The sequence below is a fragment of the Lysobacter enzymogenes genome, from assembly GCF_023617245.1.
GTDB lineage: Bacteria > Pseudomonadota > Gammaproteobacteria > Xanthomonadales > Xanthomonadaceae > Lysobacter > Lysobacter yananisis.
On the sequence record NZ_CP067396.1, the window covers coordinates 1213264 to 1226523 of the forward strand.

Below are 13260 nucleotides of genomic sequence, written 5' to 3' on the forward strand. Positions count from 1 at the left end.
GGCCGTGGTGAACAACCGTTGCGGTTAGCTCCCATCGCCGTCGCGCCTCGCCGTGCGGCTACATGTCGTGCTTGTTCAGCTGCAACCCGCGCGCCTGGTACTGCTTCCAGCGCTCGCGCAGCGGGCCGCGCGCGCCGTCGTCGGCGGGGACGACTTCGAGCACGCGCTCGAAGCCGTCGGCGACCGCGGCGTCGCGCAGGTTGATCACCAGCGCGCGCAGCGCGGGGTCGTGGTCGGGCGCGGCGATCAGCACGTCGGCCTCGTCCTCGTCCTCGTCCATGCCGGCGATCTGGTGCGGGATGTAGGCGTCCTCGCCCATGTCCCACAGCATGTCGTCGAGCTGCTCGGCCTGCTCGGCGCTGCGCGCCAGGATCAGGGTCGGCAGGCTGGCGGCGTGGGCCTTGCGCGCCAGTTCGCACACCAGGCGCATCGGCTCTTCTTTGAAGCGCGGCGATTGGATCAGGTAGAAGTCGGCGCGGGGCATGGGTGCTTACTTTGCGGAGGGAAAGAGGTCGTCGAGCGCGTAGGGTTCGTCGTCGTCGGGCCACAGCAGGCGGTGTCCCTGCCGCAACTGCGCCTGCAGCATGGCGCGGGCGAAGCCCATCGCCAGGACGATCGCCTGCCAGGCGTCCACGCCATGGATCTCATGGCGCGAAGCCGGGCCGGAGCCGCTGTCGAGCTCGACCGCGCAGACGCAGTCGTCGCGGTGGGTCCGCGGCTGGCCGATGCGGACCCGCACCGTCGCTACCGAACCATCGGCCGCGACCCTGCGCAGACGGCGTTCGGCCAGCCACATGCCCGTGCGCGGCGCTCAGGCGCCGCCGCGCTCCAGCAGCCACTGCGACAGCATGCCGACCGGCCGGCCGGTCGACAGGCCGCGCTTGCCTTCTTCGCTGGCGACGCCGGCGATGTCCAGGTGCGCCCAGCGCTGGCCTTCGGCGAAACGGGCCAGGAAGCAGCCGGCGGTGATCGCGCCGGCCCAGCGGCCGCCGATGTTGTAGACGTCGGCGAAGCTGGATTCGAGCTGGGTCTGGTACTCGTCCCACAGCGGCAGGCGCCAGGCGCGGTCGAACACCTGCTCGCCGGCGCCGATCAGCTCGGCGCTGAGGTCGTCGTGCTTGCTCATCAGGCCGGTCGCGAACTTGCCCAGGGCGACCACGCAGGCGCCGGTCAGGGTGGCCACGTCGAGCAGCGCCTGCGGTTCGAAGCGCTGGGCGTAGGTCAGCGCGTCGCACAGGATCAGGCGGCCCTCGGCGTCGGTGTTGCCGACCTCGATGGTCTTGCCGGACATGCTGGTCAGCACGTCGGACGGACGGTAGGCGTCGGCGTCGGGCATGTTCTCCACCGCCGGCACGATCACCACCAGGTTGATCGGCAGCTGCATGCCCACGGCCGCGACGAACGCGCCCATCACCGAGGCCGCGCCGCACATGTCGAACTTCATCTCTTCGATGCCGCCCTGGACCTTGAGGTTGATGCCGCCGGTGTCGAAGGTGATGCCCTTGCCGACCAGCACATAGGGCTTGGCGTCGCCGCCGTTGCTGTACTTGAGCACGATGAGCTTCGGCGGATTGGCCGAGCCGCGCGCCACCGCGAGCAGCGAGCCCATGCCCAGTTCCTGCATCTGCGCGCGGTCGAGCACTTCGCACTCGGTGTTGGCGAAGCGGCCGGCGAACTCGCTGGCCTGCTGCGCCAGGTAGGCCGGGTTGCAGACGTTCGGCGGCAGGTTGCCGAGCTCGCGCGCGAACTGCACGCCGGCGGCGATGGCCTGGCCGTGGGCGAGCGCGGCGGCGTCGCCGCCGGCGATGGAGAGCTTGCGCAGGCCCGGCTCGTCCTTCTTCTTGCCGAGCGTGGCGGTGTAGCGGTAGCAGGCGTGATCGGCGGCGATGGCGGCCTGGCGGATCGCCCAGGCGGCGTCGCGGCCGGCCACCGGCTCTTCGCTGAGGGTCAGCAGCGCGTGCGCGACCGGGCCGGCCTTGAGCGCGCGCGCCGCGTCGCCGACCGCCTTGAGGTACTGGGCCACGCCGAACTTGCCCGGCTCGCCCAGGCCCACCACCAGCACGCGCGGCGAGGCCACGCCGGGCACGTCGTGCAGCAGCGCGGTCTTGCCGGTCTTGCCGCTGATGTCGCCGCGTTCCAGCAGCACGGTCAGGCGGCCGCCGCTGGCTTCATCCAGCGTTCGCGCCGCAGCGGTCAGGGTCTTGTCGGCGAAGGCGCCTACCACGACGCAATCGGTTTGGGCGGCGGCCGCAGCGTCGCGGTTCAGGTCGAATTCGAGGGTCATCCAACAGATTCCCGAGCAGATAGGAAGGTGAGTACGTACAATCGTCCGGCTATGCCGAGGCCGATCCTGAGAACGCATGCCCTGCGGCATGCCTTGCGGGGCGGACCGCGGAACCGGCGGAAGGCCGGCGACGCGGGGCGCGGAAGGATTCGCGACCGGGGCCAGGCCCGCCATGGCGTTCCGGGACCGGAATCGGACCGGTCGCCGGGCGGCGAGGGCAGGCCAGCCGTCGAACGAACCCCCGAGTTTAAAGCAAGCCCGCCCGATGCCGAAGCCCATTCCGAAGCGCGCCCCCACGCCTCATGCAGAAGCTTGACCGTTACCTGACCGGCGAATTCGCCCAGGCGATCTTCGCCACCCTGGTGGTGCTGCTGATCGTCTGCGTCGGCGGCGCCTTCACCGACGTGCTCGAGGACATCGCCAAGGGCAAGGTCCCGGCCGGGTTGATGCTGGTCCAGCTGGGCCTGGTCCTGATCAAGTGGCTGCCGCTGATCCTGCCGCTGGCCCTGCTGCTGGGGCTGATGCTGGGCATGGGCCGGCTGTACCGCGATTCGGAGATGCCGGTGATCGCCTCGGTCGGCGTCGGCCCGCGCCGGCTGCTCAGGCCGCTGCTGCTGGTGGCCGGGCCGATCGTGCTGCTGGTCGGCGCCTGCTCGATGTGGCTGGGCCCCTGGGCCGACCGCTCCTCGCGGGCGATGATCAACGAGGCCAACCGCAGCCTGGTGGTGGCCGGGCTGGAGCCGGGCGCCTTCACCGGCCTGCCCAACGGCAACGGGGTGATCTACGTCGGCGGCATGTCCAACGACGGCAAGAGCTTCGACCGGGTCTTCATCTACCGCGCCAAGCCCGACCGCCGCGACGTCACCACCTCCAAGACCGGCCGCCTCACCGTCGACGCCAACGGCGAGCGCTACCTGACCCTGGACGACGGCTTCGAGGTCGAAGGGCCCGACAACGGCGACCTCAACTACCGGCTGATGCGCTACAAGCGCAACGACGTGCTGCTGCCGGCCAACGAGGACCGCTACGATCCCAAGTCGCCGGAAATGCTGACCACGCTGCAGCTGATCGGCGATCCGCGCCGCGAGGCCAACGCCCAGCTGCACTACCGCCTGACCCCGCCGCTGATGGCGCTGGCCTTCGCCCTGCTGGCGATCCCGCTGGCGCGCAGCACGCCGCGCCAGGCCCGCTACGGCAGCATGCTGATCGGCTTCCTGGCGTACCTGATCGGCTTCAATTTCATGATGATGGGCACCGGCTGGCTCGAGGACGGCAAGATTCCCGGCCCGCTCGGCCTGTGGTGGCTGAGCGTGCCGCTGCTGGCGGTGGCGTCGTGGATGTACCTGCGCGACGGCCGGGTCGGCCGGCGGAGAGCGGCGGCATGAAGCCCTTCCCGAAGATCCACGACATCTATGTCGGCCGGGTGGTGCTCAGCACCGTGCTGCTGACCTGGGCGGTGCTGCTGGGCCTGGACTTCATGCTCAGCTTCGTCGGCGAATTCGGCGACATCGGCAAGGGCCGCTACGGGATCATGCAGGCGCTGGCCTACATGGCCCTGACCGTGCCGCGCCGCGCCTACGCGCTGTTCCCCTACGCCTCGGTGGTCGGTTCGCTGATGGCGCTGGGCCAGTTGGCCTCGACCTCGGAGCTGACCGTGCTGCGCGCGGTCGGCCTGTCGCGGCGCCGGCTCAGCATCGCGGTGGCCGGCGCACTGGCGCTGCTGACCTTGCTGATGGTGTTCAACGGCGAGACCCTGGCGCCGGCCGCGCAGCGCCGCGCCGAGAGCCTCAAGGCCGCGGCCAAGTCCAACAACCAGGTGGTCGCCGAGTACTCCGGCCTGTGGGCGCGCGAGGGCGACGTAATCCTGGCCGCCAGCCAGGGCCAGGAGCGCAGCCAGGGCGCCGACCGCTGGCTGGAACTGCGCAACGTCAACCTGTACCAGTTCGGCCCGGACGGGCGGCTGGTGTCGATCGCGGTGGCCGGCGTGGCCGAGCACCGCCCCGGCGGCTGGCTGCTGCGCGACGTCACCCGCACCACCTTCCACGAGAAATCGGCGGAGAAGAAGCACATCGCCGAGGAACGCTGGGAGTCCAAGCTCGACAGCTCGGCGCTGATGAGCGGCACCAACCGGCCGCGCTACCTCAGCGCCACCGCCTTGCACAAGGCGATCGAGGATCGCCAGCGCAACCAGCTCGACGCCGGCGAGTTCGAGGCCCACTACTGGGGCCGCTGGTTCTACCCGCTCAACGTGCTGGCGCTGTGCCTGGCGGCGGTGCCGTTCGCCTTCGGCAGCCTGCGCAGCGGCGGCATGAGCAAGCGCTTGTTCATCGGCATCGTGTTCGCGCTGATGTTCTGGCTGCTGCAGAACCAGTTCGTCGAACTGGCCAAGGTGTTCCGCTTCGACTTCCGCCTGGCCTATCTGATGCCGACCGTGGTGATGCTGTCGGTGTCGGCGTTCTTGTTCCGACGACGGTCGGGCTAGCCGCAACGCCGGTGGGCATCTCCCTGTAGGAGCGACGCAAGTCGCGACCGCGACACCGCACCCGCGACCCAAGCCGCAGTTCGCCGTGATTTCGCCAGGGTCGTGATGGCGCTGGCGCGTCCGCGGTTGCGCGGTCGCGACTCGCGTCGCTCCTAAAGGTGGCGGCCGATCAGCGCGGGCGCTTGGGCAGGCGCGAAGTGCGCGTGCCGCTGGCGCGGTCGTGCCAGGTGAGCCGGTCGCGGTCGAACCAGGCCCACCAGAATCCCAGTCCGCCCAGCGCCAGCGACAGCGTGCCGACCGCGTAGCGCAGCCACAGCGCCTTCCAGCCCGGCACGCCGCCCTCGGCGGCGCCGACCCGCAGCCGCCACGGCCGCATCCCCAGGGTCTGGCCGCCGCGGCGCCAGCTCAACGTGGCGTAGCCGCCGGCGGCGAGCCAGCACAGCGCCCATTCCAGGAACCACCAAGCGGTCAGCGGCCGGATGTTCTCGTGGGTGTCGTGCCCGGCGACGGTGAATGCCGCCACCATCACCGCGCCGATCAGCATCCACAGCGCCAGCACCGGCCAGAAGTCGTAGAACAGCGAGAGCAGGCGCCAGCCGATCAGGGCGGCGGGGCGGTCGGGGGCTGTGGCGGCGGCGGGTTGAGTCATCGCGGCAGGATAAAGGCAGGAGCGAGCGTGGAGGAGCGAGGAGTGAGCGAAAGCCGCAAACGCCTGCTTTCCGCTTTCGCTCACTCCTCACTCCTCCACGCTCGCTCCTGTGCCCTAAGCTCGCCCCATGACCTCCACCCCTGCCGACCGCCGCGTCCTCGCCATGGCCTTGCCGCCGCTGGAGCCGGCCGATGCCGATGCGATCGCCTCGTTCCTGGATGCGATCTGGGCCGAAAGCGGCCTCGCCCAGCAGACCCTGCACAGTTATCGCCGCGACCTGGAGGGCCTGGCGCGCTGGCGCGACGGGCGCGGGCTGGCCGGCGCCGACCGCGCGGCCTTGTTCGATTACCTGGCCTGGCGCACCCGCGAGGGCTATTCGCCGCGCAGCAATGCGCGGCTGTTGTCGGCGCTGCGCGCGTTCTACGCCTACCGGCTGCGCCGCGGCCTGCGCCGCGACGACCCGACCGCGTTGCTGGCGCCGCCGAAACTGCCGCGCTCGCTGCCCAAGGCGCTGGCCGAGAGTCAGATCGACGCACTGCTGGCCGCGCCGGATATCGAACAGCCGCTGGGCCTGCGCGACCGCGCCATGCTCGAACTGATGTATGCCTGCGGCCTGCGCGTGAGCGAGCTGGTGCAGTTGCCGGCGACCGCGATCAACCTGCGCCAGGGCGTGCTGCGGGTGATGGGCAAGGGCAGCAAGGAGCGGCTGGTGCCGCTGGGCGAGGAGGCCCAGCACTGGCTGGAGCGCTACCTCGCGCAGGCGCGGCCGACCCTGGCCGGCAAGCGCGCGCTGGCGCCGTTGTTCATCGAGCCCAGCGGCGAAGCGCCGAGCCGGCAGGCGTTCTGGCACCTGGTCAAGCGCTACGCCGCCGCGGCCGGCATCGACCCCGCGCGGATCAGCCCGCACGGCCTGCGCCACAGTTTCGCCACCCATTTGCTCAATCGCGGCGCCGACCTGCGCGCGCTGCAGTTGCTGCTCGGGCACAGCTCGCTGTCGACCACCCAGATCTACACCCTGGTCGCGCGCGAGCAGCTCAAGCGCCTGCACGCGAAGCACCATCCGCGCGGTTGATCCGGCGTGGCGGCGTCTGGCGGCGGCGTGCGCGCGATCCCCTGCGCGGGGCGGGGCGGCGAACGGCGACGCTGGCGCACCCGCCGTGATCGGACTCACGGAACGTCGGAATGAACGCGCGGCCCGCGACCGGCGGTTGAACTCCGATCCGCCGCGGGCGGTCGATTCGCCCATCCGCCAAGGAATCCAGGCCATGAAACGCATCCTGCTCGCCATGCTCGGCGCCGCCAGTCTGTCCGCCTGCGCGCAGGCGCCGCAGGGCGCGGTCGCGAACCCGGCGGAGGCCGCCAAGCCGGCCGTCGCGGCCGCGATGCCCGCCACGCCGAAGGTCGCCGCCGGCAGCGCCGAGGCGCGCGCGGTCGCGGCGGTGCGCTCGCTCAACGCCGCGGTCGCCATCGACAAGGTCGGCCCGGCGCCGATGCCGGGCTTCCGCGAGGTGGTCGCCGGCACCCAGGTGGTCTATGTCAGCGACGACGGCGACTACCTGTTCCTGCCCGGGCCCGGCGGGGCGCTGTTCAACCTGCGGGCCAAGCGCAACCTGACCCAGGACACCGTGGCCGGCCTGCGCCGCGACCTGCTCAAGGCGATCCCCGCCAGCGAGCGCATCGTGTTCGCCCCGGCCAGCCCGAAGTACACGGTCACCGTGTTCACCGACGCCGAATGCGGCTACTGCCGCAAGCTGCACAGCGAGATCGCCGAGTACAACCGCCAGGGCATCGCGGTGGAGTACCTGGCGTTCCCGCGCATGGGCCTGGGCACCGAGGACTACAAGAAAATGGTGTCGGTGTGGTGCGCGGCCGACCGGCGCAAGGCCCTGACCGAGGTCAAGGCCGGGCGCGACCTGCCGGCCCGGCAGTGTCCGAACACGGTCGAGCAGCAGTACCGGATCGGGCTGCAGGCCGGCGTCGGCGAGACCGGCACGCCGACGGTGCTGACCGCCGACGGCGTCCAGCTCGGCGGTTATGTCCCGCCGGCGCGGCTGCGCGAGGCGTTGGACCGCCTGGCGGCCGAGGCCAAGGGGGCGGCGAAGGCGCCGCCCGCGGGCGCGGCCGGGCCGGCGTCGGCGGCTGGGGGCGCGTGAGTCGCGGAGGCTGAATCCCGGCGATCGAGTCCCGGCGCACACGTCCCGGCGCTCCCGTCCCGAGGCCCGGGTATCGCCGCCCGGGCGGGCATCGCCGCATCGCGCTCGCCGCATGCGGTTCGCGCCCACAGGGGGCGGCAACAGGCGGGCGGCAAGACGCCGGCCGGGCAAGGCTCCGCCCGTGCGGCCGCTGCCGCTCCGGGCCCGCGCCGGCGGCGTGCCCGCCCGCACCGCGCCAGCGTTCGGCCGGCGGCCGAAGGCGCGCGCGGCGGGCCCTAATCCGGCCGGACCCGCCGCGCGGCGACGATTCCAATCCGCGACCGATGCCCGCCCAAGCCCACGTGACCCGGGTCGCGGAACACGAACTGCAAACCCCCTCCATGCCACAATCGACCGAACCTAACGTCCCCCGGGCGGTCCAACGCCCCATCGCTCCCGCCAAGGATTCACAGCAAATGAAGCGCATCCTCTTCGCCGTGCTCGGCGCCATCAGCCTGTCCGCCTGTGCCCAGGCGCCGCAGGGCGCCGCCGCCGCGGCCAAGACCGATCCGGCCAAGGCCGACGCCGCCCAGCCGGCGGTGCCGACCGGCAACGCGCCCAAGGTCGCCGCCGGCAGCGCCGACGCGCGCGCGGTCGAAGCCGTGCGCACGCTCAACCCGAAGGTCGACATCGACAAGGTCGGCCCGGCGCCGATGCCGGGCTTCCGCGAGGCGGTGGTCGGCGGCCAGGTGGTCTACGTCAGCGACGACGGCCGCTACCTGTTCCTGCCCGGCTCCGGTGGCGCGCTGTTCGACACCAAGGCCAAGCGCAACGTGATGGAAGACACCCTGGCCGGCATGCGCCGCGACCTGCTCAAGACCATCCCGGCCAGCGAGCGCATCGTGTTCGCCCCGCCGAACCCCAAGCACACCGTCACCATCTTCACCGACGTGGAATGCGGCTACTGCCGCAAGCTGCACAGCGAGATCGCCGAGTACAACCGCCAGGGCATCGCGGTGGAGTACCTGGCGTTCCCGCGCATGGGCATCGGCAGCGAGGACTACAAGAAGATGGTGTCGGTGTGGTGCGCGACCGACCGCCGCAAGGCCCTGACCGACGCCAAGTCCGACCACGGCGCGGTGTCGTCGAAGCAGTGCAAGAACTCGGTCGAGCAGCAGTACGAAGTCGGCCAGCGCGCCGGCCTGACCGGCACCCCGATGATCCTGAACGTCGACGGCGTCCAGCTCGGCGGCTACGTGCCGCCGGCGCAGCTGCGCGAGGCGCTGGACAAGCTGGCGGCCGAGTCCAAGACCGCGGCCAAGCCGGCCGCGGCGGTGGCGACCCCGGTCGGCGGCCTGTAAGCCCGGCCCGCCCCGGCAGCTTTGCCCGAAAGGCCCGCGCGAGCGGGCCTTTCGCCGTTTCCGGCCCGCCCGCGGGCATCCCGATGGCCCCCTGCAGGAGCGGCGCAAGCCGCGACCGCGACCACGCAGCCGCCGGCGCAAACCACGACCGGGCGCGATTTCGCCGCGCATCCGGACAACGCCGCCCGCCCAGGCCGCGCGGTCGCGGCTCGCGCCGCTCCTGCAGGGGCGGCCGAACCGTCGATCCCCGGCGGCCGTTCGGTCCCCCGACCCCGAGCCCCGCCGGCCCTTCGGGTACAATGACGGGCCCTGCGTTGCACGGTTCTTCGGACATGATCGTCCTCGAGGGCCCCTCGGCCCTGTCTTCGTTCCGCCGCGAGCGGCTGCAAGCCCGCCTGTCCGCCCTCCATCCCTCCGTCCGCCTGCTCGATGCCTGGCCCGTGTACTGGGTCGAGCCCGAGTCCGGCCGCGCGCCCGACGACGCCACCCTGCGCCGCATCCTGCAGGCCGAAGCGGCGCAAGCCGCGCGCGCCGACGGCGCCGTGTCGCGCTACGCGACCCCGCGCCTGGGCACGCTGTCGCCGTGGGCCAGCAAGGCCACCGAGCTGCTGCGCGGCGCCGGCCAGCCGGTCAAGCGGGTCGAACGCGGCCTGCGCTACGACCTGGCCGGATGGCCGGACGACGCGCCGACCCAGGGCGCGCTGGCCAAGGTCCTGCACGATCCGATGACCCAGTCGCTGCTGGAAGCGCGCGACGACGCGGCCGCGTTGTTCGCGACGCCGGCGCGCGGCGAACTCGAACGCATCGCCCTGGACGAACTGGAAGCCGCCAACGCCCGCCTCGGCCTGGCCCTGGCCGAGGACGAGATCGCCTACCTGCGCGAGCGCTACACCGCGCTCGGCCGCGCCCCGGCCGACGTCGAACTGATGATGTTCGCCCAGGCCAACTCCGAGCACTGCCGGCACAAGATCTTCAACGCATCCTGGACTCTCGACGGCCGCGACCAGCCGCAGTCGCTGTTCAAGATGATCAAGTACACCCACGCGCAGACGCCCGAGAACACGCTCTCGGCATACAGCGACAACGCCGCGGTGGTGGAAGGCTATCCGGCGCGCCGGTTCCGCCCGCAGCCGGGCAGCCAGGCCTACGCGGCCGAAGCGCAGGTCGACTCGGCGTTCTGCATCAAGGTCGAGACCCACAACCATCCGACCGCGATCGCTCCCTTTCCAGGAGCGAGCACCGGCAACGGCGGCGAGATCCGCGACGAAGGCGCGACCGGCCGCGGCGGCCGGCCCAAGGCCGGCCTGTGCGGTTTCAGCGTCTCGCACCTGCGCATCCCGACCCTGCCGCAACCGTGGGAAGGCGCGCGCGCGCTGAACCCGCGCATGGCGCCGGCGCTGGAGATCATGCTCGACGGCCCGATCGGCGCGGCGGCGTTCAACAACGAATTCGGCCGGCCCAACCTGGTCGGCTATTTCCGCAGCTTCGAACTCGGCCAGGGCGAGATCGCCCGCGCCTACGACAAGCCGATCATGCTCGCCGGCGGCCTCGGCGCGATCGACCGCGTGCAGGTCGCCAAGCGCGGGCTCAAGCCCGGCCATGCGGTGATCGTGCTCGGCGGCCCGGCGATGCTGATCGGCCTGGGCGGCGGCGCGGCCAGCTCGGTCGCGTCCGGCGACAGCGACGAGTCGCTCGACTTCGCCAGCGTGCAGCGCGACAACCCGGAGATGGAGCGCCGCTGCCAGGAAGTGATCGACCGCTGCGTCGCGCTCGGCGACGCCAACCCGATCGACAGCGCCCACGACGTCGGCGCCGGCGGCCTGTCCAACGCGATCCCCGAACTGCTGCACGACTCCAGCCTCGGCGGCGTGATCGATCTGGCGCGCGTGCCCAGCGACGATCCCTCGCTGTCGCCGATGCAGCTGTGGTGCAACGAATCGCAGGAGCGCTACGTGCTCGGTCTGCCGGCAGACCGCGTGGCCGACTTCGCCGCGATTTGCGAACGCGAGCGCTGCCCGTTCGCGGTGGTCGGCTATGCCACCGCCGAGGAGCATCTGGTCGTCGGCTACGGCGCGACGGTCGAGAACGCGCGCGAAAGCGGCCGCGACTGGCCGATCGACCTGCCGATGGACGTGCTGTTCGGCAAGCCGCCGAAGATGCACCGCGACACCCGCCACCCGGCGCCCGCGCCGTGGCCGGAACTGGACTGGAGCGGCCTGGACCTGCGCGAAGCCGGCCTGCGCGTGCTCGCCCATCCGACCGTGGCGGCGAAGAACTTCCTCATCACCATCGGCGACCGCACCGTCGGCGGCCTGGTCGCGCGCGACCAGATGGTCGGCCCGTGGCAAGTGCCGGTGGCCGATTGCGCGATCACCCTCAGCGGCTTCGACGGTTTCGTCGGCGAAGCGATGGCGATCGGCGAACGCACCCCGCTGGCCCTGCTCGACGCGGCCGCGGCCGCGCGCATGGCGGTCGGCGAAGCGATCACCAACCTGTGCGCGGCGCCGGTGGAATCGCTGAACCGGATCAAGCTGTCGGCGAACTGGATGGCGGCCGCATCGCACCCGGGCGAAGACGCGTTGCTGTTCGACGCGGTCAAGGCCGTCGGCATGGAACTGTGTCCCGAGCTCGAACTGAGCATTCCGGTCGGCAAGGATTCGCTGTCGATGCAGGCGCAGTGGAGCGGGGACCGGGGACCGGGGACCGGGGACCCGGATGCCGATGCCTCTACCGGTCCCGGGTCCCCGGTCCCCGGTCCCGTGACGCACAAATCGGTGTCGCCGGTGTCGCTGATCGTCAGCGCGTTCGCGCCGGTGGTCGACGTGCGCCAGCAACTGACGCCGCTGCTGTCGCGCGAAGCCGAGACCGAGCTGTGGCTGATCGGCCTCGGCGCGGGCAAGCAGCGCCTGGGCGGTTCGGTGCTGGCGCAGGTGCATCCGCACGCCGGCGCCGGCAATGCGTCCGACGGCGGCGGCCTGCCGGCGTTCGCCGGCGCGCCGGGCGAGAACGCGCGCCATGGCAGCGGCGTGCCCGATCTCGACAGCCCGCAGCGCCTGCGCGATTTCTTCGAACTGATCCGCGACGCGCGCGAGGCCGGCCTGCTGCTGGCCTACCACGACCGCAGCGACGGCGGCGCGTTCGCCGCGCTCGCGGAAATGGCGTTCTGCTCGCGCCTGGGCCTGGACATCAGCCTCGACGGCTGGGGCGAGGACCCGTTCCGCACCCTGTTCAACGAAGAGCTCGGCGCGATCGTGCAGATCCACGACGAAGACCGCGCGGTGTTCGCCGACCTGGTCGCGCGCCACGGCCTGATCGACTGCGCCCAGCGCATCGCCAAGCCGACCACGGCGCCGTCGGTGCGGGTCAAGGACGACGGCAAGATCCTGGTCGAATGGCGCTGGGACGAGCTGTTCGACGCCTGGTGGTCGACCAGCCACGCGCTGCAGAAGCTGCGCGACAACCCCGACTGCGCCGACGAGGAACGCGCGCTCGCGCGCGACTTCGCCGCGCCGGGGTTGAAGCCGAAGCTCAACTTCGATCCGAACGAAGACATCGCCGCACCCTTCATCAACACGGGTGCGCGGCCGAAGGTGGCGATCCTGCGCGAGCAGGGCGTCAACGGCCAGATCGAAATGGCGGCCGCGTTCGACCAGGCCGGTTTCGAAGCCTTCGACGTGCACATGAGCGACCTGATCTCGGGCCGCTTCGACCTCGCCGAGTTCAAGGGCTTCGCCGCCTGCGGCGGCTTCAGCTACGGCGACGTGCTAGGCGCGGGCCGCGGCTGGGCCACCAGCATCCTGGAACGCAGCGCGCTGCGCGACGCCTTCGCCGCGTTCTTCGCGCGCGAGGACAGCTTCTCGCTCGGCGTGTGCAACGGCTGCCAGATGCTGGCCCAGCTCAAGCCGATCGTGCCCGGCGCCGAGCACTGGCCGGTGTTCCTGCGCAACCGCAGCGAACAGTTCGAAGCGCGCCTGGGCCTGCTGGAAGTGGTCGAATCGCCGTCGCTGTTCCTGCGCGGCATGGCCGGCTCGCGCATCCCGGTCGCGGTCGCGCACGGCGAAGGCCGCGCCAGCTTCGCCGACAACCTCGACCAGAGCGCGGCCGACATCGCCCTGCGCTACATCGACGGCGACGGCCGCGTGGCCGAGCGTTACCCGCTCAACCCCAACGGCTCGCCCGACGGCATCGCCGGCCTGAGCAGCCGCGACGGCCGCGCGACGATCCTGATGCCGCACCCCGAGCGCACCCTGCGCGCGGCCAACTTCAGTTGGGCGCCGAAGGACTGGGCCGGGGATTCGCCGTGGCTGCGGATGTTCCGCAATGCGCGGGTGTGGGTCGGATAAGCTGACAGC

Annotated in this window: 10 protein-coding genes; 6 read left to right on the plus strand and 4 right to left on the minus strand. The window is 71.7% G+C overall.

What is annotated here, in order from left to right; all coding sequences use genetic code 11:
• Nucleotides 1-58: 58 nt before the first annotated feature.
• From JHW41_RS05225 to JHW41_RS05235, 3 genes are read right to left on the minus strand one after another with little or no spacing between them, the layout of a single operon-like run.
• The gene (locus JHW41_RS05225; protein WP_057948862.1) at nucleotides 59-484 is read right to left on the minus strand and encodes a DNA polymerase III subunit chi; all 426 of its coding nucleotides are present in this window, start codon (nucleotides 482-484) and stop codon (nucleotides 59-61) included.
• A gap of 6 nt (nucleotides 485-490) precedes the next feature.
• Nucleotides 491-796 carry a DUF6968 family protein gene (locus JHW41_RS05230; RefSeq protein WP_057948861.1) on the minus strand — a complete coding sequence of 102 codons (306 nt, stop codon included), beginning with the start codon at nucleotides 794-796 and terminating at the stop codon, nucleotides 491-493.
• A gap of 15 nt (nucleotides 797-811) precedes the next feature.
• Nucleotides 812-2284 carry a leucyl aminopeptidase gene (locus tag JHW41_RS05235; RefSeq protein WP_057948860.1) on the minus strand — a complete coding sequence of 491 codons (1473 nt, stop codon included), beginning with the start codon at nucleotides 2282-2284 and terminating at the stop codon, nucleotides 812-814.
• Nucleotides 2285-2586: 302 nt separating this feature from the next.
• Here JHW41_RS05235 and lptF point away from each other — a divergent pair, with 302 nt between their 5' ends.
• Complete coding sequence (gene lptF, locus JHW41_RS05240; protein WP_057948859.1) at nucleotides 2587-3669, plus strand: LPS export ABC transporter permease LptF; 1083 nt, start codon at nucleotides 2587-2589, stop codon at nucleotides 3667-3669.
• On the plus strand, nucleotides 3666-4766 hold the full coding sequence (gene lptG, locus JHW41_RS05245) for an LPS export ABC transporter permease LptG (RefSeq protein WP_250449254.1): 1101 nt from the start codon (nucleotides 3666-3668) through the stop codon (nucleotides 4764-4766). The genes lptF and lptG overlap by 4 nt, the downstream gene beginning before the upstream one ends.
• A 169-nt stretch (nucleotides 4767-4935) precedes the next feature.
• Here the strand turns inward: lptG and JHW41_RS05250 are convergent, their stop codons facing one another.
• On the minus strand, nucleotides 4936-5415 hold the full coding sequence (locus tag JHW41_RS05250; RefSeq protein ID WP_078996012.1) for an RDD family protein: 480 nt from the start codon (nucleotides 5413-5415) through the stop codon (nucleotides 4936-4938).
• A 127-nt stretch (nucleotides 5416-5542) separates the two neighbouring features.
• On the opposite strand from JHW41_RS05250, the gene xerD reads away from it, so the two are divergent.
• From xerD to purL, 4 genes are all read left to right on the plus strand, one after another.
• Nucleotides 5543-6487 (plus strand): site-specific tyrosine recombinase XerD, encoded by a 945-nt coding sequence (gene xerD, locus JHW41_RS05255; protein ID WP_078996011.1) that lies wholly within the window; start codon nucleotides 5543-5545, stop codon nucleotides 6485-6487.
• Nucleotides 6488-6680: 193 nt separating this feature from the next.
• On the plus strand, nucleotides 6681-7568 hold the full coding sequence (locus JHW41_RS05260) for a DsbC family protein (RefSeq protein ID WP_250449255.1): 888 nt from the start codon (nucleotides 6681-6683) through the stop codon (nucleotides 7566-7568).
• Nucleotides 7569-8023: 455 nt separating this feature from the next.
• The gene (locus JHW41_RS05265) at nucleotides 8024-8908 is read left to right on the plus strand and encodes a DsbC family protein (protein ID WP_057948855.1); all 885 of its coding nucleotides are present in this window, start codon (nucleotides 8024-8026) and stop codon (nucleotides 8906-8908) included.
• Between the two features lie 299 nt (nucleotides 8909-9207).
• Nucleotides 9208-13251 carry a phosphoribosylformylglycinamidine synthase gene (purL, locus tag JHW41_RS05270; protein ID WP_250449256.1) on the plus strand — a complete coding sequence of 1348 codons (4044 nt, stop codon included), beginning with the start codon at nucleotides 9208-9210 and terminating at the stop codon, nucleotides 13249-13251.
• Nucleotides 13252-13260: the final 9 nt, after the last annotated feature.

Excerpts from the sequence above, each read along its gene's own strand:
- JHW41_RS05265 (WP_057948855.1), top strand. The coding sequence starts at position 8,024 with ATGAAGCGCATCCTCTTCGCCGTGCTCGGCGCCATCAGCCTGTCCGCC.
- lptF (WP_057948859.1), top strand. The coding sequence starts at position 2,587 with ATGCAGAAGCTTGACCGTTACCTGACCGGCGAATTCGCCCAGGCGATC.
- xerD (WP_078996011.1), top strand. The coding sequence starts at position 5,543 with ATGACCTCCACCCCTGCCGACCGCCGCGTCCTCGCCATGGCCTTGCCG.
- JHW41_RS05230 (WP_057948861.1), bottom strand. The coding sequence starts at position 796 with ATGTGGCTGGCCGAACGCCGTCTGCGCAGGGTCGCGGCCGATGGTTCG.
- JHW41_RS05235 (WP_057948860.1), bottom strand. The coding sequence starts at position 2,284 with ATGACCCTCGAATTCGACCTGAACCGCGACGCTGCGGCCGCCGCCCAA.
- JHW41_RS05225 (WP_057948862.1), bottom strand. The coding sequence starts at position 484 with ATGCCCCGCGCCGACTTCTACCTGATCCAATCGCCGCGCTTCAAAGAA.
- JHW41_RS05250 (WP_078996012.1), bottom strand. The coding sequence starts at position 5,415 with ATGACTCAACCCGCCGCCGCCACAGCCCCCGACCGCCCCGCCGCCCTG.
- purL (WP_250449256.1), top strand. The coding sequence starts at position 9,208 with ATGACGGGCCCTGCGTTGCACGGTTCTTCGGACATGATCGTCCTCGAG.
- JHW41_RS05260 (WP_250449255.1), top strand. The coding sequence starts at position 6,681 with ATGAAACGCATCCTGCTCGCCATGCTCGGCGCCGCCAGTCTGTCCGCC.
- lptG (WP_250449254.1), top strand. The coding sequence starts at position 3,666 with ATGAAGCCCTTCCCGAAGATCCACGACATCTATGTCGGCCGGGTGGTG.